This window comes from Devosia nitrariae (assembly GCF_030160115.1).
In the GTDB taxonomy this organism is placed as follows: domain Bacteria; phylum Pseudomonadota; class Alphaproteobacteria; order Rhizobiales; family Devosiaceae; genus Devosia; species Devosia nitrariae.
This window is the reverse complement of record NZ_BSNS01000011.1, coordinates 564,411-585,871: the sequence shown is the minus strand read 5'-3', so window position 1 is coordinate 585,871 and position 21,461 is coordinate 564,411. Positions and strand designations below refer to the sequence as shown.

Here is a 21,461-nt window from a genome sequence, read left to right as displayed (position 1 = left end):
GTCTGTTTCAGTGGATGGCCGGCTCTTGCCGCGCCCTTGCAATGCTGCGGTCGAGCCACGCCAATTCGGCTGCATGGCTGGCGGTGAAGTCGCCCTGCCAAGGCAACCAGTGTTCGAGAATGACGTTGACGTCGCGCCCGTGCGCGAACAGCTCGACAAACACCGCCCCGATATCGAGCACTCCCTCGCCCAGTGGCGTGCCCACCATGGCGCAGCCGACACCATGCGGGTCGAGCGCCACGCGGTAGTCCTTGAGATGCAGGTTGACCGCGAAGGGCGCGAGCATCCTGATCGTGTCGGCGGGCCATTCCTGACAGGCGAGCGAGTTGGCGACGTCGAGACAAACACCGACGGCCGGGTCGGCTACCAGCTCAAGGATTTCCACCAGCCGTGGCGAGGGCAGATGGAAGTGATTTTCGACGGCCAGGGTGACGCCGGCATCGCGGCTGGGCCGGGCAGCGTCCCGCAGCAATGCGGCGATCTCCGCGTTGTCACGGGCGGATTCCTCGGCTGTTGGTGCGATGCGCAGGATGCGGGCGCCAAACTGCCTGGCAAGATCGAGATAGGTCGTCACGAGGGCGAGATCGCACCCTGTGAGACCCAGTTCGATCGTCACGCCGTGCCCGCTGGCCGTCTCCGCCAGTTGTTCGATCTCGGCGACCGAGAGCTGGTGCAGCGGCAGGTTGTCGGCATATTGCAGCAGCTTCACTCCACGCCCGGACACCTCCTCGAGCATGGCGAGCGCGGACATGGGTCGCTCAGGGAGGCGATCCCGGATGCCCACATGCCACCGGAACGCATAGCTGCCTACTCCCAGCATCAGAGCAGGGCCCCGATCATGGAATTGAAGGCGCGGGCAGGGATACCCTCCTGGCTCAGCCCCTTGAGGGTGTCAAAGCCGATCCGGTCGATGAGCTTGTCGAGATTCTCCATGATCTCGAAGGTGGCCGCCACCGCCTCGGCGTTGTCGCCGGAGCGGGTGAAGACGTCATAAGCCGCCCAGCCGTCCCAGCCGAGCTTGCGCACGTAGTAGAGCGCCTCCAGCGTTTCCCAGAAGTTGACGGAGGCCGGGAGCATGTCCCAGTCGGCGCCCCGGTCGTTGTCGTTGAAGTGGATGTAGAACAGGCGGCCGGCGGCATGGGCGATGCAGATCTCCGCGGCGGGGGTCTCGCCAGCGATCAGCGCATGACCCACATCCATGGTGACGCCCAGATTGTCGGCGCCGACGACGTCGCAGAAGTGCAGCGTGCGTCCCATATTGGGCAGCACGATCCGGTTGCGGACCTCATAGGCCTTGTATTCGATGCTGATCCGAACATCCGGACGATAGGCGGTGGCCTCCCGGAAGCATTCGGCCAGCCACTGCCACTGCTTGTCGTACTCGACCTGGAAGGCATAGTCCCAACCATCGATCAGCGGGCAGACCGACAGCATGTCGGCGCCGAAGTCGGCAGCCATGTCCATGGCGGTCTTGAGGTAGTCGACCGAGCGGCGCCGGATTGCCGCGTCCGGATTCGTGAAGGAGCCGTTGCGGAAGATGTCCTCGCCCTTGAGGTTGACGTTGACCGCCGAGATGGCAAGGCCGCTGTCCTTGACGGTCTGCACGTGTTCGCCGTGATGACCGAGGTCCTGCGGATAGACCGGCTCGACGCCATGGGTACGGGGAATGCGCTTGGCGATCTCCAGCCGCTCCGCGAGGGAACGGGATTTCTGGTACTCGTGGAAACGGTCGGCATAGCGGCCGAGCGTGCCAAGCAGGATCGAATTGCGAATGGGCATATTGGTTCTCTGGGCTGGGATCGCGTCAGGTCTTGACGGAACCGGCCGTGAGGCCGCCGACAAGCCAGCGCTGGACGAAGACGAAGAGGACGAGGGCGGGGATGGTGGCGACCACGCAGGCGGCCATGAAGGCGTTCACATACTGGACGCCGCCACCCTCCTGGGCGAAGTCGCCGATGCCGACCTGGATTGTCTTCATCTCGCCCTGGTTGAGCAGCAGGCTCGCCCAGAGGAAGTCGTTCCAGGCGTTGAGGAAGGTGAAGATGCCTACGGCCGCGATGCCCGGCAGGCAGACCGGCAGAATGACGCGCCAGAAGGCCTCGAAGTAACCGCAGCCGTCGATAAGGGCCGCCTCCTCGAGTTCGGGCGGAGCCGCCGTTTCGAAATATCCGCGCAGCATGAGCACGGCAAAGGGGAGCGAGAAGCCGACATAGGCGAAGATCAGTCCCACATAGCTGTTCAGAAGGCCCAGGTTCTGGATGAAGAAGTAGACCGGAAAGATGCGGGTGATCGGGGGGATCAGGTTGGTGAGCAGGATGAGCCCCAGGATCAGCGTGGCACCCGGAAACCGGAAGCGCGCGAGGACGTAGGCTGCCGAAGAGGCGATGACCGTGGCGATGGCCGAGGCTGTGAACGATACCAGGAGCGAGTTGCCGACATAGCGCCACATCGGGATCAGCCGATTGGCGTTGGTATAGGGTTGAAGCGTGGGATCCTGCGGCACCCAGATCGGCGGCAGAGCCCTAACCTCGGCATTGGGCTGGAAGGAACTCTTCAGCATCCAGTAGACCGGGAGCAGGATGTAGAACAGCAGCGCCAGCGTGACCGCCACGATCACGATGCGGGTGATCATGTCGGTCTTGCTCATGGCGGCAAAGCGCCGGAGGAGCCCCGGCCGCTCTGCGGCCGTCGTCATTGCCAGTGCCATCAGAGCGTCCTCTTGAACTGGGACCGCAGATAAAAGACCGAGACGAAGCCGGTCATGATCAGGATCACGCCGCTTGCCGCCGAGGCCAGATCGAAGCGGTAGAAGGAAAAGGCCTGCTGGTAGGAGTAGACCGCCATGATGTTGGTCAGGTTCTGCGGGCCGCCGCCGGTCATGATGTAGTTGATCTCGAACGAACCCAGCCCGCCGATGACCAGGAGGGTCAGGAGGATGGCGAGGATCGGCCGCAGCGATGGCAGGGTCACGTACCAGAACTTCTGGAACAGGGTGGCGCCGTCGACTTCGGCCGCCTCATAGAGGCTGCGCGGAATGGACTGGAGAGCCGCCAGGATGAAGATGACGGCGAAGGGAAGGCCGTTCCAGACACGCACGGCTGTGATGGACAGCATGGGCAGGCTAAAAGGCCCCCATGTGCTGGAATCGGTCAGAAAGCGCAGGTTCGAGGTGATCAGCCCCATGTCCTGCAAGAGAAAATTGACCGGGCTGCGATCGGTGTGGAGCAGCCACATCCAGATGGCCGAAGCCACCGCGGGAGGAACGAACCAGGGCACGCACACCATCATCCGCACCACAGCGCGACCGGGGTATGTGGCATTCAGAACCTGACTCAGGAGCAAGCCGAACCCAACTGTCGCCGCGACGGCGAGAACAGTGAAAAGGATGGTGTTGACCACGGTCTGGATGAATCGCGGATCGCCGAACACGGCGACATAGTTGTCGAGACCGACGAATGGCGTCCCGAACTGGGCGATGCGGAGCAGGTCGAACTCCACGAAGCTCATCCAGAGCGAGTAGATCATCGGATAGATGCCGAGGGCGCCGGTGATGATCAACGCGGGTGCCAGCATCATGTAGCAAAAGAGGTATTTTTGCCGAGTCAAGGCCGTGCTCCCTGAAGAGATTGCGGGGATCGCGGCCGGAGCATGCCCCGGCCGCCACCTTGGGAGACAGGTCAGTTGGAGGCGGTTGCGCGGTCGAGTTCCGCCTGCATGCGCGCTTGAGCCTCGGTCACCGCCGCGTCGATATCGGCGCCACCGATCACGGTGTTGTAGACGAGGTCGTAGATCACCGCGCCGGGCTCGGGAGAGGCCAAGGCCGTCCATACCGAGCTTGGATGCTGGGAGGTGTGACCGTGGTTCAGGGTTTCGGCCATGACCTCCTTCCACGGGCGGTCGGTCCAGAACCCGGACGACATCACCGCGCGGCGAGGGCTGGCGGCGCCTGTCGTCTCGCTGATGCGCTGCATGGTTTCCTCTGAGGAGAGGAACTTAAGCCACTCGATGCATGCATCGACGTCGCTGGCGCCACGGAGCACGCCCCAATAGCCGGCGCCTGAGAAGGAATCGCGGTTCTCCGGACCTTCAGGGTTGAGGGCCAGCGCCCAGGTGCCGTCGAGCTCGGGATAGTCGCGGTCGAACTGCACCGGCCAGGCGTTGCCGGACGAACCATTGATCGCAACCTGCCCCGAGACGAAATCGGTCAGCGGGTCCGCGCTCTTCTCGAACATCTCCGGTGAGCTGATCTTGTGCACGTGCACCAGGTCCTGGAGGAACTTGAGCGCGGTGCGCATGGCCTCGTTGTCGATGGTTGCGGTCGTGCCGTCCGCGCTCATCATCGAACCACCGGCCTGCCAGTAGTAGGGCAACAGCGTCTGGCCAGGGTTGTTGTTGCCCGGCGCGAAACCCCAGCGACTCACATTGCCATTGTCCTCCCGCACGGTGAGCGCGAGACCTTGCTCGACGATCTCATCCCAATTGGCCGGCGGCGCATCGATGCCCGCCTCGGCGAGGAAATCGGTGCGGTACATCATCGGCCGGATGTCGACACGCCACGGAATCCCATAGAATTCGTCCTGGTAGTGCACGTCGGCGAGGGCGCCGGTGTAGAAGTCTTCCTCCAGGTTCGGCCACTGGTCACGATACTCGGTGATCGGCAGGGGGCCATACTGCTCTCCGCCGATGCCGGAGAACGAGTGCAGCCAGTACATGTCCGCGCAATCGGGCGCGGCGCCCCCCTGGGCGACGGTCAGCCAGGTATTGAACGCCACCGACCAGTTGATCACTTCGTAGTTGACGCTGATGCCGGTCTGTTCCCGGAACTCGCTGGTCAACTGATCGTAGAGATCCTGGTAGGCCAGCAGGTCACCCTGCGGCTGGGTCCAGAAGGTGATGTCCTGACCCTGCGCCGAGCTCATCGACGCCGCTGCGGCCAGGATGGCCATGGATGGACCCAACAGACGCCTGTTCACTTTCCAAGTCATATGCTTCCTCCCTGTTTTCTAGACTGCGGCGCCGGCTGTGGCGCCTGTCGGGTGCGAGGCACTATCCTCCGCGGCCCGCTTTCGCATCAGTGAAATGGTCGTTCGGATGTGCCGCAGCATTGCCTGCTCGGCAGCATCGGCATCGCGCGCTTCGAGCGCCGCGATGATTTCCATGTGTTCGGAATAGGTCTCGGACGGCGCCCGCAGCAGACCCTGGGCTAACGACAGGCTGAGCACGTCGCGCACGGAAGCGAGCTGGCGCGTCAGGAAATCGTTGCCCAGCAATGTCGTCAGGTAGTTGTGGAATTCCTGATCGGCGCTGCGGTATGCGCTCCAGTCCCCGCTGTCGCCTTCCGGCATGGCCGCGGAGATGAGCGAGCGCAGATACATGGCGTGCTTCTGCTCGAAGGACGGCGCTACCAGGCGGCAGGTCAGCCCTTCGAGGACGGCTCGCACCTCGAAGAGATCGGCAATGCGCGCTGGACCGAAACTCGCAACCGTGGCTTCACCTCGTGGCGAGATGGCCACGAATCCATCGCGTTCGAGCGCGGCGATCGCGCTGCGCAAGGGAGTGCGGCTGACGCCAAGGCGCTGGGCCAGGTCCTCCTGGACAAGCTTCTGCCCGGGGGCCAGCTCACCCTGCAGGATCATCTGCCGCAGGGAGCGGTAGCCGAACTCCTCAAGACTTTGCGCCCCTACGCCAGTCATCAATCCGTCCTCCCCACCGGTCTCGCGCCGGTCGTTGTATACAGTGGATACGCTGTATACAGAAAACATGTCAAGGGTGGCTTGGCCTAGGGTGAGCATGGGCAGTCCCAAGATCATCTGCCGCAATTAATGCATTCATTAATGCGCGCGTCAATAGCGGTGTTTAGGCGAGGCCAATGGTACTTTTCTCGCCATCATGGCTGCAAATCGCGCTGGACTCCCTGCTCAACCCGACCGTCACGGCTGGAAACTTCTGCCTTGCCACGCCCGCATCGGCAATCTATGCATACGTTAATGGAGGCTCGATATGGCGCTTATCGACATCGGCCACGTCGGCAGGATCGGCAGCGGACTGCAGCGACCCGAATGCGTGGTCACCCATTGCTCGGGCCTGGTCTTTGCCTCCGATTGGGCCGGCCATGGTGGTATTGCCGCGATCGCGCCGGATGGTGCGGTGGCGCGGATCGGCATCGCCGATCCGCAAAAGGCGCTGCGCCCGAACGGCATCGCGCTCGAGCCGGGCGGGAGCTTTCTTGTCGCCCATCTCGGCAGCGATCGTGGCGGCCTTTTCCGTCTCCATCCCGATGGCCACTGCGAGGTGGTTCTCGACTCGGTGGACGGGACTCCCCTGCCCCCGAGCAATTTTCCGTTGCTGGATGCGCAGGGAAGGATCTGGCTCACGACGTCGACGCGGGTGGTGCCGCGGGCCGCCGACTACCGCGCTGACGCAAGGAGCGGCTTCGTCGTACGGATCGACGGCAGCGACGTCCGCGTCGTTGCGGATGGTCTGGGTTATGCCAACGAACTCTGTTTTTCGGCTGATGGTCGGTATGCCTTTGTCAACGAAACGTTCGGCAGGCGCCTGACGCGCTTTGCCGTTTCCGCGGACGGCACCTTTTCCGACCGCACGGTCATCTGGACCTTCGGTTCCGGGGACTATCCCGACGGCCTCTGCCTCGACGCGGACGGGCATCTCTGGGTGACGAGCATCATCTCCAACCGCGTGCTGCGGATCGCGCAGGACGGTACGGGGCCCGAGACGGTGATCGAGGACGCCGACCCGGTGCACGTCGCCGAGGCGGAAAAGGCCTATCGCGCGAACAGCATGGGTCGGCCGCACCTCGACCAGCAGCCTGCCAGGGTCCTCAAGAACATCTCCTCGCTGGCGTTCGGGGGACCGCAGCTGCGGACTGCGTATCTGGGCAATCTCCTGGGCGACTGCCTCATGAGCTTCGAGAGCCCGCATGCCGGCGCCCGCCCTGTTCACTTCGACTTCGACATCTCTCCCCTACTCGACCACCTGGATTTCTCATGACCGCCAATACGCTATTCGACATCGCAGTACTGCCGGGAGACGGCATCGGTGCTGAGGTCGTCTCCCCCTGCCTGGCGCTGATGCAAGCCGCAGCCGAACGGGTGGGCGGCTTCGGGCTCTCCTATCGCCAACTTCCGGCGGGGGCGCAGGAATATTTGCGCTCGGGGGTCGCCCTGCCGAACGAAACGCTAAAAGAGTGCCGCGCCGCCGATGCGATCCTGCTCGGCGCAATGGGATGGCCCGAGGTGCGCTACGAGAACGGCACGGAAATTGCGCCACAGCTTGATCTGCGGACCGAGTTGGGCCTCTTCGCGGGCGTCCGCCCCGCACGCGCCCTGCCCGGCGTCGCGCCTGTCCTGGCCGACCAGCGAGCCGCGAATCTCGACTTCGTTATCATCCGCGAATCCGTCGAAGGGCTGTTCGCGCTGCGCGACGAGGGCCAGGTCATTGACGACCGCGAAGCCCGGGATACCATGGTCATCACCCGGGCGGTATGCGAGCAGCTGTTCGACTTCTCCTTCGCCTATGCAAGGCAGAGAAAGCAAGCCGGCGGCGCGGGGCGGCTCACCTGCGTCGACAAGGCCAATGTCTTTGCCAGCATGGCATTCTTCAGGAAGATCTTCGACGAGCGCAGCAAGGGCTTTGGCGACATCGAGGCCGACCACGCCTATGTCGATGCCACTGCCCTCAACCTGGTGCGAAGGCCCTGGGACCTCGACGTGATCGTGACCGAAAACATGTTCGGCGACATCCTCTCCGACCTGGCTGCGGGGCTCATCGGGGGCATGGGATACGCGCCATCGGCCGACATCGGTCTCGACCACGCCGTGTTCCAGCCATGTCACGGCTCGGCACCCGACATCACCGGCAAGGGCGTGGCCAATCCAACGGCGACGATCTTGTCGGGTGCCATGATGCTCGACTGGCTCGGCCGGCGCCATGACGTGCCACAGGCGGTGAAGGCCGGACAACTACTCTCAGACGCCGTCGATGAAGCCTTCCGCCGTGGAATCCGGCCATTCGAATCGGGCGGCGATGCCACGACGGAAACGGTGGCGGAGGCGGTGATGGACTCCATGGGTACCTTGTCGCATTCGGAGGCTTCATGACCGGCCGGTTACGGCTCGCCACCCTCGGTGCGGGCTATTTCAGCCAGTTCCACTACCGCGCATGGGCCCGCCTGCCGGTCGATCTCGTGGCCATCTGCGACCTCGATCCGCAGCGGGCCCGGTCACAGCTCGAGCTTTTTCCAGACGCCACGGTGTACGAGCAGGTGGAGACGATGCTTGACGCAGAGCGTCCCGATGTCCTCGACATCATCGGGCCGCCGGCGACGCATCTGTCCACCATACGCGCCGCGGCCCTGCGCGGCGTCAACGTCATCTGCCAGAAACCCTTCTGCGGCGATTATGCGGCAGCCGGCCAGGCCGTGGCTCTGGCGAAGGCGGCGGGCACTACGCTGATCGTCCATGAGAATTTCCGCTTTCAACCCTGGTACGGCGTCGCCAAGGAAACTCTGGCAAGCGCCTCGCTCGGCGAGGTCTACGGCGCCACGTTCCGGCTGCGTCCGGGCGATGGACAGGGCGCGCACGCCTATCTCGACCGCCAACCCTACTTCCGCACCATGCCTCGCTTCATGATCCATGAAACCGGTGTCCACTATGTCGACGTGTTTCGCTATCTCATAGGCGAGATCACGGCGGTCACGGCGCGGCTGCGCCGCATCAACCCTGCAATCGCGGGAGAGGACGCCGGCATCGTGATCTTCGAGATTGAGGGCAACAGAAACGCAGTGCTAGATGGCAACCGCCTCTCGGATCATCCGGCAGACAATCGCCGCCGGACGTTGGGCGAGATGATGGTGGAAACGGAGGGCGGCGTGCTCAGCATCACCGGGGACGGCACAGTGCTGCTGCGCCGGCATGGAGAGAACGTGCTCAGTCCCATCCCCTTTGCCTGGCAGGACATCGATTTCGGGGGAGATTGTGTCTACCGCACGCAGGCAGCGGCGCTTGCGGCATTGACCGGCGATGGTGCCGTGGTCAACTCAGGCGCCGACTATCTCACAAACCTCAGAATTGAGGAGGCGATCTATGCTTCCCACAGAGAAGGACGCAGGGTCCGCATCGATGAGCCAGGTCTCGACCTCGACTGAACGCGCCAACCAGGCCGATGTCGCCTACGGGCGCCTCAAGCAGCTGATTCTTGACGGAACTCTGCCCGCAGGTGCGCAGATGCTGGAGCAGGAGGCGGCTACCCGCCTCGAGATGAGCCGGACTCCGGTCAGGGAGGCGATGGTCCGGTTGCGGCAGGAGGGCATGGTGGAGATACGGCCCCGCCACGGTATGCGGGTGCTGCCGATCTCAGCGAGCGACATGGCCGAGATCTACGCCGTGCTGACCGCCCTCGAAGGCACTGCGGCCGAACTGGTGGCGCAGCGCGGGATCACGCCGCGGCAACTGGCCCAGCTCCGCGGCGCCGTCGCCGACATGCAGACCGCACTGGAGCGCAGCGATCTCAAGGCCTGGGCAGCGGCGGACGAGCAGTTCCACCTGCACCTGGTGCGCCTGTCGGGCAACTCCAGGCTGATCCAGATGGTCGGCCAGCTATGGGACCAGGCGCACCGCGCCCGCATGCTGACCTTGCAGTTGCGTCCCACGCCGAGCAATTCGGTCAAGGAGCACGCCGACCTGGTCGACGCCATAGCCGCCGGCGACGGACCTCGCGCCCGCAAGGTGCACGAGGACCATCGGCGTCGCGCGGGCACCATGCTGGTGGACCTGCTGGATCGGCTCGGGCTCAACCAGCTCTGAGTGTCATCGTCCGCACCGACTTGGCGGCCAGCATGGATGATGTTGCGATCTCGAAAGTCCGGTAGTGCGGACTGGCCAGGTGCGCCGCGAACGCCACCTCGTCGTCGTAAACCTCATAGAGGAGCAAGCGGCACGGGGCGTCCTCGTCCTGGCAGATGTCGAACCGCACGCAGCCGGGCTCGACCGGCAGGGAGGCGCGGGCGTTTTCCAGCATCAAGGGCATGAAAGCCTTAAGGTGGCCGGCGCCGACCACAAGGTCGACGACGACGACATGATTGGCACTCACGCGGCGCCACCCGTGATCCCCTTCAGGTAGCTGAAGAACGCCCGCTTGCGGTCGCTGTTGATTGTCCAGTCCACCGGAAGCGACTGGAAACCGTCCTCGAACCGCTCGCGGTTCATGCGATAGTCGAAGTAACCCCACGAGAGATATTCGCCGATGGCCGCGGCGAAATTGTTGTCGGGCTTGTCGAAGTCGAAATGGTCGTCCTCGTTGATCATCACCGGCATCGCACGATAGGCGGGCTGCGCCCTGTTGGCCCGAGCCATGAGCCGCACGCTATCCGGGTGGTGCGTGCCGTTGCCGTGGAGCAGCAGGAAATCGGCGGTTTCCATGATATTGGCCCCGACGGGCGAGGGTCGCGCCAGGCTCGTGGACACCAGCAGGCGGCCGCCCGGCGTATCGAACCGGCCTTCCGAACGCTGCTGGGCGAGCCGGATCAGCTCATGGCAGCGCGGTGCCTCTATGATGGGCTGAAAGAAGGTCAGGTCGACTTCGTTGCCGATTTCAAGCAGCACGTTGCGCGCGCCGCGCTCTGCCAGCCAATCGACGGTATTCTCGACTGCCCGCCTGACGGCCGCTTCGTCGGCGAAAACCCGGGTCTGCTTCCAGTAGAACAGACCCAGCACCACGACCATCCCCAGCCGGTCGGCTTCGGTGATGACCCTATCCAAACGGTCCAGCCATGGCTGCTTGATCGAGCCGTCGGCATTGAAGCCGGTGATCGTCCAGGGCTGGACATTGCTGTAGCCCTGTGGACTGCCGCTCTGCAGATTGATGCACACGGCATCAAGGCCGTGGGCGCGGTAGTCCTTCAATGCGGCCACGAACTCGTCGTTGTTGCGCTTTGCAGTAAAGACCTCGCCATCGGGGTACATCCAGACACCGCGTGTGGAGGGGTTCTCGTCATCCGTCAGAGCCTGCGCCATGCGAGAGTTGAACAGCAATCCTTCCAGGGAATGGCCACGCCACGTCTTTCCCTTATGCGTGGGTTCTCCATTCACCACAAATTTCGTGCCGTCGATGGAAACTACCGTATCTGTCTTGGTGACCATGCGCGCTTCCTCCTTTGCGCACGCATTAATGCATGCATTAGTGCATTTGGTAAAGGGCTTGGCCAAGTCGGGCGATGTCCATTTCGGGGCCGGCACATGGCAACTTCGAGCGGCAGTGGCTCAGGTCGGCAACGGTCCTGCCTACCCGGCAACGATTGATTTGGAATCCTATTCCGCGGAGTAGTCTGCTGCGATCCACCCGATAGGGCCGCGTCACAGGGCGGCTGAAAGCCTAGACGAAATCGTGCGGCGCAGAGCGCGAGCTTCAAGGCATAGCCGAGCGTTCAACAGCCGGTGCTCCCCTTACCCCAAACGCATCTGCTCGACCAGTTCCAGGCTCAGCCGCAAGCTCGCGCCGGCGGTCACCGCCATCTGCGGCAGAGTCAGCCATTCGAGCGTCCAGGCGGCGCCCGAACGCTCGTATTCGTGCACCATGGCCTGGTTCAGCGTCCCGGCAAGGCCCGCGTTGAACCGTGCCAGCGCCACCAGCACCTCTGCCCGGACCGGATTGGACTTGTGCGCCATGGCCGAGGAGCCGCCTCCGCCTTCGAGCCGTACCGCGCCCACTTCGTTCTGCGCCAGGAGCGTCACATCGGCGCCGATCTTGCCCGTCACGCCGCTCACCAGCGCCAGCCGGTTGCCGAAGGCAATGATGGGATCACGCGTTGCATGCCAGGGGGCGGCCAGCCCGAGGTCGAGCCGCCGGGCAAGACCCGCGGCAATCGCGTCGCCATGCCCATCGAAGCTGCCCCGGTCGCCCACCGGTCCGCCGAGCTGCACCACCAGCAGACTGCGCCGCATGGCTTCGAGCGCCCGCAGCTGGCGTTGCAGCGGCTCGCTCCAGCTCGCGATCTTGGCGCCCCAGGTCGTCTCCAGCGCCTGTTGCATGCGAGTATGTGCCATCAGCTTGCGCCCACCCTCTGCCTCGGCCAGCGCGTCGAGCCGCGAGAGCAGAGCCGTCAGCCGCGCTTCGAGCACGTCCATCACCCGCGCCAGCTGCAACATCAGCGCCGTATCGAGAATATCCTGACTGGTTGCCCCCTTGTGCAACGCCATCCGATGCGGCTCCGGGATCGTGGTCCGCAACTGCTTGACCAGCGCCGGCACGACCACGCCGTCTCGCGCCATGCCTGCGGCCAGTTCCTCCTTGTCGGGCACAAAACCTTCGATGGCCTTGCCGACCGCCTCCGCATCCGCGGCCGTGATCCAGCCGGTGTCGGCGCAGGCCTCGGCCAAGGCGCGCTCCACGGCCAGCACAGTGGCGATCTGTGCCTCGTCGCAGAGCAGCGTTTCGATTTCGGCATCGCCGGCGAGCGCGGAAAGGAGCGGAGTCATGGCAGCCACTATGGCCCGGCTAGATGTCGAAGAACACGGTTTCCTTGTCGCCCTGCAGGTGGATGTCGAGAAGATAGCGTGGCTCGGGGCCGCCCTCCCGGCGCGCGATGAGGGTTTCGCGGCGGCGTGGGTCCATGATCTTGTTGAGGACGTAGTCCTCCTTGTTGGCCTCCGCTTCGTCGGCAAAATAGAGTCGTGTCTGCAGGCCGATATTGATGCCGCGGGCCACGATCCACAGCGAGACGTGGGGGGCCATCAGTTTGCCGTCCGGCCCCTCGACGCGGCCTGGCTTGATGGTCTCGAAGGTGACTATGCCCTCTGCATTGGCCGGCTGTCGGCCCCAGCCGGTAAAGGCTGGCATCGAATTGCTGCCGGGCCGCATCGGCGCGACATAACTGCCTTTCGCATCGGCCTGCCAGATTTCGACCACGCCATCGTGGAGCGGCACTCCGGCGCCATCCAGGATGCGGGCACAGATGACGATCCGTTCGCCTTCGACATCGCCATTGATCATGGTCGAACCCAAATCGGCGTCGATGACCCCGGTGATGCCGCAGAAATTCGGCGTCATCCCGATATGGACATATGGACCGCCGGTCTGGGACGGCGTTTCCTTGAGGGTCGGTGTTGGGTGCAACATCAGTTCCCCTCCAGCTTGTTCTCGAACATGGTCGAACGGAAGCCGCGCAGCACGATATCGAAGCGGTAGGCCAGCGCGTCCATGGGTGTGGTGTTGTGGCGGTCGAGCCGGGCGATGAGCTGATCGATCGCCGCCCTGTCTGGAATGGTGCCGACAATGGGGCATTGCCAGATCATCGGGTCGCCCTCGAAATACATCTGGGTGATCAGGCGCTGCGCAAAGGCCTGGCCGAAGACCGAGAAATGGATATGGGCGGGGCGCCAGTCATTGCCGCCATTGGGCCAGGGATAGGCGCCCGGCTTGACCGTGCGAAAGTGATAGAAGCCGTTCTCGTCGGCGATGGCGCGGCCAAAGCCACCGAAATTGGGGTCGAGCGCGGCCCGATACCCTTCCTTCTTGTGGCGGTAGCGGCCACCGGCATTGGCCTGCCAGAATTCCACCAGCGTGCCGGGCACGGGCCGGGCATTCTCGTCGAGCACCTGGCCGTAAACGATGATGCGCTGGCCGATGGCTTCGGTGCCGTCCTGACTGAAATTGCGGATGAGGTCGTTGTCCAGCGGCCCGAGCTTTTCGTGGCCGAAGGTGGGGCCGGTCAGCTCCGATTTGGTTGGGCCAAGTGCGAGAAGGCTGTGGCGCGGAGCGCGGAACGTCGTGCTCTTGTAGCCCGGCGTATCGGCCGGCGGGTGCCAGGCGCGGTCGCGCTGATATAGAACTCCGTCGGCCCCAGGGAGAATGATGCCGCTCATTGTGCCGCCTCCGCGCGTTTGGCGAGTTCTTCCTTGGCGATCTTGAAGGCCCGGTTGGCTGCCGGGACTCCGGCATAGACCGCCACGTGCAGCAGCGCCTCCTTGATGTCCTCGGGCGAAGCGCCGGTGTTCTCGGTCGCGCGCACGTGCATGGCCAATTCCTCCTCGTGTCCCAGCGCCGCCAGCAGCGCCAGCGTCAGCATGGACCGCTCGCGCTTGGTAAGTCCCGGGCGCGACCATACCGATCCCCAGGCGCCTTCGGTGATGAAGGACTGGAAATCATCATCGAACCCCGTCTTGCGGGCCGTGGCATTGTCGACGTGCCCGTCGCCCAGTACCGAACGGCGGGTCGCCATGCCGCGCTCGTAAAGAGATGTATCAGCCATGGCCGACCTCGTTGAAGTAGGTTTTCATCAGTGCCGACAAGCGCCCCGGCTGCTCGATGGACGGTATGTGTCCGGCATCCGGGACGATCTCGAAGCGCGCGCCCGGGATGCAAGCCGCCGTCTCGCGAACGAGCTCGACCGGCGTTGCCACATCTGCGTCGCCCACGACGACCAGCGTTGGCGCGGCGATACCCGCGATATCGTTCCGCAGATCGGTGTTGCGCAGCGTGGCGCACGTCCCGATGTAGCCCTCAGCCGGCGTGCGCGCCAGCATGTTGCGCCAGCCCGCCAGCGCATCGGCCGAGTCACGGCGATAGCGCTCGGTAAACCAGCGCAGCATCACCGCATCGGCCAGCGCCTCCATGCCCCCGCCCTGCACCGCAGCGATCCGCTCGTCCCACAGAGGCGCGTCACCGATTTTGGGCGCCGTATCGCAGAGGACGAGTCCCGCAATCCGATCGCTGTGACGCAGGGCAAACCCCTGCGCAATCAGTCCGCCGACGGAAACGCCCGCGACCGCCGACTGCGCCACACCGAGGTGGTCGAGGAGGCCGACAAGATCGGCGACGTGATCATCGAGGCTGTAGTCGCCGGCAGGTGCGTCGCTCAGCCCGTGGCCGCGCTTGTCGTAGGAGACGATGCGGTAGTGCGGCAGAAGCTCGGTGATAACCTCGTCCCAGATTCGCGCGTCGGTCCCCAGCGAGTTCACCAGCACCAGCACCGGCGCGCCTGTCAGGCCCTGCACCCGATAGTGCAGCAATATCTCGCCGGTGCGCACGAACGCCATGCTTTCTCCCTCGCAACCGCGGCGATTTAAGGCGGCGCGGGGGGCCAAGTAAAATGATTACTTGCCGTCGCCTCATAACCTCTGGTTTATGGGATCGCCGCGTAGAGCGATTTTTTTTGGCACAGGTCCGCCTATCCATAACCGGAGATGCAATTGGCCAAGCGCGCCATCGATCCGCGCATCAAGCTGCGCCACATCAGTTGCTTTCTCGAGGTGGCGCGGCTCAAAAGCGTGGTCAACGCCGCCGAAGCGCTCAATATCAGCCAGCCGGCCGCGTCCAAGACCATCCAGGAACTCGAGGAGATCCTGGGGGCATCGCTCTTCGATCGCAGCCGCCGCAATCTCTTCCTCACCCCTTTCGGCGAGGTCTTCTATCGCTATGCCGGCACGAGCGTGGCGGCCCTGCGCCAGGGCATCGAGGCCGTTGGCGGCGCCCATGAGGCGACGATCGTCCGGGTCGGCGCTCTGCCCACGGTCTCGGCGCGCATCCTGCCCGATGCGGTGGACTCCTTTTCCGGCGGCGGACAGCGCGCCCATGTCCGCATCGTCACGGGCCCCAATGGCTATCTGCTCTCGCTCTTGCGCACCGGCGAGGTCGATCTTGTCATCGGGCGCATGGCCGAGCCCGAGGCGATGCTCGGCCTTTCCTTCGAACATCTCTATTCGGAACGCGTGGCGATCGTTGTCCGACCCGGTCACCCTCTGCTCGCGGAGCGCCATTTCAACCTGGCCATGATCGAAAGCCACCAACTGCTGATGCCGACGCCCGATTCAGTGATCCGTCGCCTCGTCGACCGTATGCTGCTCGCCAATGGCGTCACCAACATCCGTGACGAAATCGAGACCGTCTCGAACGCCTTCGGCCGCTCCTATGTGCGCCAGACCGACGCGATCTGGATCATCTCGGAGGGCGTTGTCGCTAGGGATGTCGCCGAAGGCCAGCTTGCCCGCCTGCCGGTCGACACCAGCGAAACCACCGGGCCGGTGGGGCTCACCACCCGCATCGATACCAGTCAGTCGCTGGCGACCACCGGCTTCATCGAGGCCGTCCGCGCCGTGGCGGCCGGGTTGCGCTGACTAGGGCCAGTCAGCTCGATCCGATCTAAGGGCGCTGCCCGGCCCGGGCCGTGGCGCGGTACCGGCCGGGCGTCATGCCCAATACTCGTGTCAGTACCCGCGTGAAATAGGCTGGATCTTCATATCCGAGATCCGCACCTATCTGCTTGATCGAAAGCGACGAGAACTGCAGCATCCTGCGCGCCTCGAGCGCCACGCGCCGCTCGATCACTGCGAGCGCCGAGGCGCCCAGCACCTGCCGGCTTATCCGGTTGAGGTGCGTCGGGCTGATCGCCAGTTCCGACGCATAGTCGGCGAGGCGCCGCGTTTGGCGGAACCGCTGGTCCACCAGCCAGCGGAAGGCCTTGGCGTGGAGGACGCCGCGGTCTCCGGTCGCCTTGCTTTCCGCGTCCGGCAACGGGCGGGCCCGCTCGATGGCGACGATCAGCAGTGCCAGCAGCGCCCGCATGGCGACGTTATGCCCGGCGCCCGGGCGGTCGGCCTCGGCGATCAGCCGGTCGACGGCTTCGCCCACCTCGCTGGCGTCGGGCAATATTGCCGGGCCGATCTCCCCGAGACCGGCCGCCCGCGCGTCACGCTCCATCAGCGTCACCACGAGGCCCTCGACGTCTGTGCTGAACAGATAGCCGTGCACCGTCAGTGCGGGCACCACCACAATTGCCGGCGGCTGCAGGTCGAACGTGACCCCGTCGATCGTCACATGCGCCAAGCCGCCGGTCAGGTGCAGCACCTGGAAGAACTGCTCGTGCCGGTGCGGGGCGATCAGGTAGTCGTGGAGGCGGCTGCGGGACTGGATGGTTTCCCAGTGCAGCCAGTCCTGCTCCCGGTCCGCATCCGCCTCGCCGTAAAGTGCATAGTTTGGGATTGGTTTCATGTTCGGATAGTGCAAGAGAATGCGCCGCCCGTCCATTTTTGCGTTCGCCCGCTGCGTGCATCATTTCGTCGAATGTCGTGCAGTTATTGGGGGGAAGTTTGCGAACGCATGTGGTCATTGTCGGCGCAGGTCCGGCCGGTCTGATGCTCGGGCGGCTGCTCGAGCTTGCGGGCGTCAACACCGTCATCCTCGAGCGCCGCAGCGGCCAATATGTGCTGGGCCGAATTCGGGCGGGTGTCCTCGAACAGGGTTCGGTCGCCCTGATGGATCGCGCCGAGGCGGGCGAGCGTTTGCACGCCGAAGGGCTTCTCCACCATGGCGTGGAGTTGAGCTTCGACGGCGACCGGCACCGCATCGACTTCAACGCACTGATCGGCCGCCACGTCATGGTCTACGGCCAGACCGAGGTGACGCGCGACCTGATGGCGGTGCGCCAGGCGACGACAATCTACGAGGCCGAGGACGTCGAACTGCACGATTTCGACGGCAAACCGTGGGTCACCTACCGCAAGGACGGCGTCACGCACCGCATCGACTGCGATTTCATTGCCGGTTGCGACGGCTATCACGGGGTCAGCCGCGCCAGCGTGCCGGAGGCGGCGCTGACCACCTTCGAGCGGATCTATCCCTTCGGCTGGCTCGGCGTCCTTGTCGACAAGCCGCCTGTGGCCGACGAGCTGATCTACGCCCACCACGCGCGCGGTTTCGCGCTCTGCTCGCAACGCTCCAACACCCGCAGCCGCTACTACGTCCAGGTCCCCGCGGACGAGCGCGTCGAGAACTGGTCCGACGATCGGTTCTGGGACGAGTTGCGCGCCCGGCTCAATCCCGAGACCGCCGCGCACCTCCAAACCGGTCCCTCCATCGAGAAATCCATCGCGCCATTGCGCAGTTTCGTTGCCGAACCGCTGCGCTTCGGCAGGTTGTTCCTGGCTGGAGACGCGGCCCATATCGTGCCGCCGACCGGTGCGAAGGGTCTGAACCTTGCCCTGGGCGACGTCGCCGCACTCGCCGATGCGCTGATCGAGGCGGTTCTCGAGAACTCGACGGCCGGGATCGACGCCTATTCGACGACGGCCCTGAAGCGCATCTGGAAGGCCGAGCGCTTCAGCTGGTGGATGACCAGCCTTCTCCATACCTTCCCCGAGACCGGGGCGTTCGGGCGGCGAATCCAGCGGGCCGAGTTCGACTACCTGACGGGCTCGCTGGCAGCCCAGCAGAGCCTTGCCGAGAACTATACCGGTTTGCCCGACTAGGATCCCGCCGCTCCAGCCATGGGCGGCGCTGTCTGCGACCCATGCGGCAGCTTTACAGCCTCCATATTGTTATGTAACATAACTAATGGGGAGGAACGGCATGATCGCTGAGCAGGGACTCAAACTGCGCCCCGTTCGCATGGGCTCGATGCTGGCCGAGGCTGAGACGCGGGCGGACGGGACGATTTATGTGCGCTCGACCGAACCCCTCGGCCCCTATCCCCGCACCATGACCGATCGCCTCGCGCACTGGGCTCGAGAGACCCCCGACGCGATCTTCATCGCCGATCGCGGAGGGAACGGGGGCTGGCGCACGATTACCTATGGCGAGGCCAACAGGCTGATCCATGGCTTGGCGCAGGCCATGCTCGAAGCGAGGCTCTCGCCCGACCACCCGCTGCTGATCCTGTCCGGCAACGAGATCGAGCATGCCCTGCTCGGCTATGCCGCCATGCTCGTCGGCGTGCCCCATGCCCCGCTCTCGCCCGCCTATTGCCTGGTCTCCAAGGACTTCGCCAAACTCAAGCACATCGCGGCCCTGCTCGAGCCCGGCATGGTCTATGCCAGCGACGGGGCGAAATTCGGCCCTGCGCTGGCCGCCGCAATCGACCCCGCGATTCCGCTTGTCGTGCGCCGCAATCCGCCCGAGGGCCGACCGACCCAGCTCTTCGACGACGTGGTCAACACGCCCCCGACCGCGGCCGTTTCCGCCGCCAACGCCGCGGTCACCCCCGATACCATCGCCAAATTCCTGTTCACATCCGGCTCGACCGGGATGCCCAAGGCGGTGATCACCACGCAGCGCATGCTCACCTGCAATCAGCAGATGATCCGCACGGCGCTGCCGTTCCTCGCCGACACGCCGCCCGTGCTGGTCGATTGGATGCCGTGGAACCACGTCGCAGGCGGCAGCCATAATCTGGGCATCGCGCTCTATAATGGCGGCAGCTTTTATGTCGACGATGGCGCCGCCACCCCCGAGGGTATCCGTCGTACGGCGGGCAACCTCACCGAGATCGCACCCACCGTCTACTTCAACGTGCCCAAGGGCTATGAACTCCTCGTCGAGCACCTGGTCGCGAACGAGGCGCTTCGCACCAATTTCTTCAGCCGGCTCAGCCTCCTGCAATATGCCGGCGCCTCCCTTTCCCAACACGTCTGGGACGGCCTCGACACGGCAGCGCGGCTGGCAACCGGCGAGCGCATCATGATCATAACCGGCTACGGCTCGACCGAGACCGCCCCCTTTGCGTTCACCACCACCTGGCCGGTCGATCGGGCGGGGCTCGTCGGCCTTCCGGCCGCGGGGATGGAGGTCAAGCTGGTTCCCAATGCGGAAAAGCTGGAGCTGCGCCTCAAGGGACCCAACGTCACCCCCGGCTACTGGAAGGCACCCGACAAGAGCGCCGAGTGTTTCGATGAAGAGGGCTTCTACAAGATCGGCGATGCGCTCAAATTCGCAGAGCCCGGCAACCTTGCCCGCGGCTTCCTGTTCGACGGTCGCGTCACCGAGGACTTCAAGCTCGCGACCGGCACCTGGGTCAATGTCGGCGGCGTGCGCCTCGGCGCCCTCGCCGCCGCCGCGCCGCTGATCCGCGACATCGTCCTAGCCGGGCTGGACCGCAACTACATCGCCGCGCTCGTCTTTCCCGATTTCGAAGCGTGCCGCAGGCTCGCGGGTCTTCCACCCGATGCCGAGCCGGCTGCCATCGTTTCCGACCCCAACGTCCGCGCCGCCTTCCAGGAGCGGTTCGATGCCTTGGCCGCCAAGGCCACCGGCAGCGCCAGCCACGTCGCCCGCGCCGTGCTCCTCGACTCCCCACCATCGATCGATGCCGGAGAGATCACAGACAAAGGCTCCATCAACCAGCGCGCGGTCATGTCGGTCCGCGCGCGGCTGGTCGACGATCTCTACGCCGATCCCGCCCCTCCCCATGTGCTGATCTTTGAAAGACAGGCCGCCAAGTGAGCAAACAGGACGCCCTCTGCGCCACCTTCGCCGATGCCTTTCTGATCGACGGCGCCCGCACGCCATTCGTCGACTACCGCGGTGCGTTCGCCGAAATCTCCCCGATCGATCTCGGCATCCATGCCGCCCGGGCGGCCATCGGGCGTGCCGGCATCGATCCGACCGACATCGGCACCACCATCGCCGGATCGATGGCCCAGGCTTCGTTCGATGCCTATGTGACGCCCCGCCATATCGGGCTCTATGCGGGTGTACCGGTCGAGCGCCCGGCGCACCTCGTCCAGCGCATCTGCGGAACCGGCCTGGAAGTGCTTTCGCAAACCGCCGATGCCGTCTCGCTCGGCCGCATCGATCTGGCGCTCGGTGTCGGCACGGAATCGATGAGCCGCAATCCCATCGCCGCCTACACTCACCGCAATGGCTTTGCCATGGGGCGCGTCGAGTTCAAGGATTTCCTCTGGGAGGCGCTCTACGATCCCGCTGCATGCGTCAACATGGGCGATACCGCCGAGAACCTCGCCAAACAATACGGTATCACCCGCGAGGAGGTAGATCGCTTCGCGGCCCGCAGCTTCGATCGCGCCATCGCCGCCCGGGAAGACGGATTCTACGAGGGTGAGATTACCCCTGTCGGCAGCGTGACTTTCGCGCCCGAGGGGTTCGAGCCGCGCGTCATCAAGCTCGGCAAGGGCATCGAGCAGGTCGATACCGACAGCCATGTGCGTCCATCGCCCTACGAGGTGCTCGCCAAGCTGCGGCCTGCCTTCGGCGGCGTGCAGACCGGCGGCAACTCTTCGGCGATCGTGGACGGCGCAGCTGCAGCGGTTGTCGGTTCGGCCGACGTCGCCAGGGACCGCGAACCGCTGGCGCGCATCCTTGCCAGCGCTTCGGTGGGCGTTCCGCCCCACATCATGGGCATCGGCCCGGCTCCGGCGATCCGCGCCGTCCTCGACGTGGCTGGCCTTACCCTCGACCGCATCGACCGCATCGAGATCAACGAGGCCTTCGGCGCCCAGGTCCTGGCCTGCGTACGGGAACTGGGACTCGACGAGGACAAGCTCAACGTCAATGGCGGCGCGATCGCCATCGGCCATCCGCTCGGCGCCACGGGCCTGCGCTTGGCGCTGACGCTGGCGCGTGAACTGAGGCGTTGCGGGGGCCGGTACGGCATCGCCTCGGCCTGCATCGGCGGCGGACAGGGTATTGCGCTCCTCATCGAGAATCCGGAGGCCTGA

At 64.8% G+C, this 21,461-nt stretch carries 22 protein-coding genes; 8 read left to right on the top strand and 14 right to left on the bottom strand.

Features of this window, described 5'->3' with window-relative positions; genetic code table 11:
- Positions 1-7 precede the first annotated feature (7 nt).
- The 6 genes from QQK18_RS13300 to QQK18_RS13275 all read right to left on the bottom strand — a co-directional run bounded on the left by QQK18_RS13300 (position 8) and on the right by QQK18_RS13275 (position 5,693).
- The gene (locus QQK18_RS13300) at positions 8-751 is read right to left on the bottom strand and encodes a sugar phosphate isomerase/epimerase family protein (RefSeq protein WP_284340819.1); all 744 of its coding nucleotides are present in this window, start codon (positions 749-751) and stop codon (positions 8-10) included.
- Between the two features lie 68 nt (positions 752-819).
- Positions 820-1,779 carry a sugar phosphate isomerase/epimerase family protein gene (locus QQK18_RS13295; RefSeq protein WP_284340818.1) on the bottom strand — a complete coding sequence of 320 codons (960 nt, stop codon included), beginning with the start codon at positions 1,777-1,779 and terminating at the stop codon, positions 820-822.
- Between the two features lie 25 nt (positions 1,780-1,804).
- Positions 1,805-2,707 (bottom strand): carbohydrate ABC transporter permease, encoded by a 903-nt coding sequence (locus tag QQK18_RS13290; RefSeq protein WP_284340817.1) that lies wholly within the window; start codon positions 2,705-2,707, stop codon positions 1,805-1,807.
- Complete coding sequence (locus QQK18_RS13285) at positions 2,707-3,606, bottom strand: carbohydrate ABC transporter permease (protein WP_284340816.1); 900 nt, start codon at positions 3,604-3,606, stop codon at positions 2,707-2,709. Before QQK18_RS13285 ends, QQK18_RS13290 begins: the two co-directional genes overlap by 1 nt.
- A 71-nt stretch (positions 3,607-3,677) precedes the next feature.
- Positions 3,678-4,946 (bottom strand): extracellular solute-binding protein, encoded by a 1,269-nt coding sequence (locus tag QQK18_RS13280; RefSeq protein WP_284340815.1) that lies wholly within the window; start codon positions 4,944-4,946, stop codon positions 3,678-3,680.
- 57 nt (positions 4,947-5,003) lie between these two features.
- Complete coding sequence (locus QQK18_RS13275) at positions 5,004-5,693, bottom strand: GntR family transcriptional regulator (RefSeq protein WP_284340814.1); 690 nt, start codon at positions 5,691-5,693, stop codon at positions 5,004-5,006.
- Between the two features lie 307 nt (positions 5,694-6,000).
- Here QQK18_RS13275 and QQK18_RS13270 point away from each other — a divergent pair, with 307 nt between their 5' ends.
- Genes QQK18_RS13270 through QQK18_RS13255 form a run of 4 tightly spaced genes read left to right on the top strand, consistent with a single transcriptional unit; the run spans position 6,001 to position 9,821 of the window.
- Positions 6,001-7,008 (top strand): SMP-30/gluconolactonase/LRE family protein, encoded by a 1,008-nt coding sequence (locus tag QQK18_RS13270; RefSeq protein ID WP_284340813.1) that lies wholly within the window; start codon positions 6,001-6,003, stop codon positions 7,006-7,008.
- Positions 7,005-8,117, top strand: coding sequence for an isocitrate/isopropylmalate dehydrogenase family protein (locus tag QQK18_RS13265; RefSeq protein ID WP_284340812.1), 1,113 nt, complete (start codon positions 7,005-7,007; stop codon positions 8,115-8,117). Before QQK18_RS13270 ends, QQK18_RS13265 begins: the two co-directional genes overlap by 4 nt.
- Positions 8,114-9,163, top strand: a complete 1,050-nt coding sequence (locus tag QQK18_RS13260) for a Gfo/Idh/MocA family protein (protein ID WP_284340811.1) — start codon at positions 8,114-8,116, stop codon at positions 9,161-9,163. The genes QQK18_RS13265 and QQK18_RS13260 overlap by 4 nt, the downstream gene beginning before the upstream one ends.
- Entirely contained in the window at positions 9,102-9,821 is a 720-nt protein-coding gene (locus QQK18_RS13255) for a GntR family transcriptional regulator (RefSeq protein WP_284340810.1), read from the top strand. Before QQK18_RS13260 ends, QQK18_RS13255 begins: the two co-directional genes overlap by 62 nt.
- Here QQK18_RS13255 and QQK18_RS13250 read toward each other — a convergent pair.
- The 7 genes from QQK18_RS13250 to pcaD form a co-directional block, all read right to left on the bottom strand.
- Positions 9,808-10,107 (bottom strand): putative quinol monooxygenase, encoded by a 300-nt coding sequence (locus QQK18_RS13250; protein ID WP_284340809.1) that lies wholly within the window; start codon positions 10,105-10,107, stop codon positions 9,808-9,810. The two genes, QQK18_RS13255 and QQK18_RS13250, sit on opposite strands and share 14 nt — an antisense overlap.
- Positions 10,104-11,156, bottom strand: coding sequence for a hypothetical protein (locus tag QQK18_RS13245; RefSeq protein WP_284340808.1), 1,053 nt, complete (start codon positions 11,154-11,156; stop codon positions 10,104-10,106). The genes QQK18_RS13250 and QQK18_RS13245 overlap by 4 nt, the downstream gene beginning before the upstream one ends.
- 303 nt (positions 11,157-11,459) lie before the next feature.
- Positions 11,460-12,491, bottom strand: a complete 1,032-nt coding sequence (locus QQK18_RS13240) for a 3-carboxy-cis,cis-muconate cycloisomerase (RefSeq protein ID WP_284340807.1) — start codon at positions 12,489-12,491, stop codon at positions 11,460-11,462.
- 19 nt (positions 12,492-12,510) lie between these two features.
- Complete coding sequence (gene pcaG, locus QQK18_RS13235; RefSeq protein ID WP_284340806.1) at positions 12,511-13,131, bottom strand: protocatechuate 3,4-dioxygenase subunit alpha; 621 nt, start codon at positions 13,129-13,131, stop codon at positions 12,511-12,513.
- Positions 13,131-13,877, bottom strand: coding sequence for a protocatechuate 3,4-dioxygenase subunit beta (pcaH, locus tag QQK18_RS13230; protein WP_284340805.1), 747 nt, complete (start codon positions 13,875-13,877; stop codon positions 13,131-13,133). Before pcaH ends, pcaG begins: the two co-directional genes overlap by 1 nt.
- Positions 13,874-14,263 (bottom strand): 4-carboxymuconolactone decarboxylase, encoded by a 390-nt coding sequence (gene pcaC, locus QQK18_RS13225; protein WP_284340804.1) that lies wholly within the window; start codon positions 14,261-14,263, stop codon positions 13,874-13,876. Before pcaC ends, pcaH begins: the two co-directional genes overlap by 4 nt.
- A complete protein-coding gene (gene pcaD, locus QQK18_RS13220) occupies positions 14,256-15,050 on the bottom strand; it encodes a 3-oxoadipate enol-lactonase (RefSeq protein ID WP_284340803.1) in 795 nt (264 codons plus the stop codon). The genes pcaC and pcaD overlap by 8 nt, the downstream gene beginning before the upstream one ends.
- Positions 15,051-15,203: 153 nt before the next feature.
- Here pcaD and pcaQ point away from each other — a divergent pair, with 153 nt between their 5' ends.
- Positions 15,204-16,127, top strand: coding sequence for a pca operon transcription factor PcaQ (gene pcaQ / locus QQK18_RS13215; RefSeq protein WP_284340802.1), 924 nt, complete (start codon positions 15,204-15,206; stop codon positions 16,125-16,127).
- A 25-nt stretch (positions 16,128-16,152) separates the two neighbouring features.
- Here the strand turns inward: pcaQ and QQK18_RS13210 are convergent, their stop codons facing one another.
- Positions 16,153-17,001, bottom strand: coding sequence for a helix-turn-helix domain-containing protein (locus QQK18_RS13210; RefSeq protein ID WP_284340801.1), 849 nt, complete (start codon positions 16,999-17,001; stop codon positions 16,153-16,155).
- 98 nt (positions 17,002-17,099) lie between these two features.
- Between QQK18_RS13210 and pobA the strand changes: the two genes are divergently transcribed.
- The 3 genes from pobA (at position 17,100) to QQK18_RS13195 (ending at position 21,461) form a co-directional block, all read left to right on the top strand.
- Positions 17,100-18,257, top strand: a complete 1,158-nt coding sequence (pobA, locus tag QQK18_RS13205; RefSeq protein WP_284340800.1) for a 4-hydroxybenzoate 3-monooxygenase — start codon at positions 17,100-17,102, stop codon at positions 18,255-18,257.
- A 100-nt stretch (positions 18,258-18,357) separates the two neighbouring features.
- Positions 18,358-20,226, top strand: a complete 1,869-nt coding sequence (locus tag QQK18_RS13200; protein WP_284340799.1) for a feruloyl-CoA synthase — start codon at positions 18,358-18,360, stop codon at positions 20,224-20,226.
- Positions 20,223-21,461 (top strand): thiolase family protein, encoded by a 1,239-nt coding sequence (locus QQK18_RS13195; protein WP_284340798.1) that lies wholly within the window; start codon positions 20,223-20,225, stop codon positions 21,459-21,461. Before QQK18_RS13200 ends, QQK18_RS13195 begins: the two co-directional genes overlap by 4 nt.

Bases quoted from the DNA above. Each gene is read 5' to 3' on its own strand.
- pcaG (WP_284340806.1), bottom strand. From the start codon at position 13,131: ATGTTGCACCCAACACCGACCCTCAAGGAAACGCCGTCCCAGACCGGC.
- QQK18_RS13260 (WP_284340811.1), top strand. From the start codon at position 8,114: ATGACCGGCCGGTTACGGCTCGCCACCCTCGGTGCGGGCTATTTCAGC.
- QQK18_RS13270 (WP_284340813.1), top strand. From the start codon at position 6,001: ATGGCGCTTATCGACATCGGCCACGTCGGCAGGATCGGCAGCGGACTG.
- QQK18_RS13275 (WP_284340814.1), bottom strand. From the start codon at position 5,693: ATGACTGGCGTAGGGGCGCAAAGTCTTGAGGAGTTCGGCTACCGCTCC.
- QQK18_RS13280 (WP_284340815.1), bottom strand. From the start codon at position 4,946: ATGGCCATCCTGGCCGCAGCGGCGTCGATGAGCTCGGCGCAGGGTCAG.
- QQK18_RS13290 (WP_284340817.1), bottom strand. From the start codon at position 2,707: ATGGCACTGGCAATGACGACGGCCGCAGAGCGGCCGGGGCTCCTCCGG.
- QQK18_RS13200 (WP_284340799.1), top strand. From the start codon at position 18,358: ATGATCGCTGAGCAGGGACTCAAACTGCGCCCCGTTCGCATGGGCTCG.
- QQK18_RS13255 (WP_284340810.1), top strand. From the start codon at position 9,102: ATGCTTCCCACAGAGAAGGACGCAGGGTCCGCATCGATGAGCCAGGTC.
- QQK18_RS13265 (WP_284340812.1), top strand. From the start codon at position 7,005: ATGACCGCCAATACGCTATTCGACATCGCAGTACTGCCGGGAGACGGC.
- QQK18_RS13300 (WP_284340819.1), bottom strand. From the start codon at position 751: ATGTCCGCGCTCGCCATGCTCGAGGAGGTGTCCGGGCGTGGAGTGAAG.
- pcaD (WP_284340803.1), bottom strand. From the start codon at position 15,050: ATGGCGTTCGTGCGCACCGGCGAGATATTGCTGCACTATCGGGTGCAG.
- QQK18_RS13240 (WP_284340807.1), bottom strand. From the start codon at position 12,491: ATGACTCCGCTCCTTTCCGCGCTCGCCGGCGATGCCGAAATCGAAACG.
- QQK18_RS13245 (WP_284340808.1), bottom strand. From the start codon at position 11,156: ATGGTCACCAAGACAGATACGGTAGTTTCCATCGACGGCACGAAATTT.
- QQK18_RS13295 (WP_284340818.1), bottom strand. From the start codon at position 1,779: ATGCCCATTCGCAATTCGATCCTGCTTGGCACGCTCGGCCGCTATGCC.
- pcaH (WP_284340805.1), bottom strand. From the start codon at position 13,877: ATGAGCGGCATCATTCTCCCTGGGGCCGACGGAGTTCTATATCAGCGC.
- QQK18_RS13210 (WP_284340801.1), bottom strand. From the start codon at position 17,001: ATGAAACCAATCCCAAACTATGCACTTTACGGCGAGGCGGATGCGGAC.
- pcaC (WP_284340804.1), bottom strand. From the start codon at position 14,263: ATGGCTGATACATCTCTTTACGAGCGCGGCATGGCGACCCGCCGTTCG.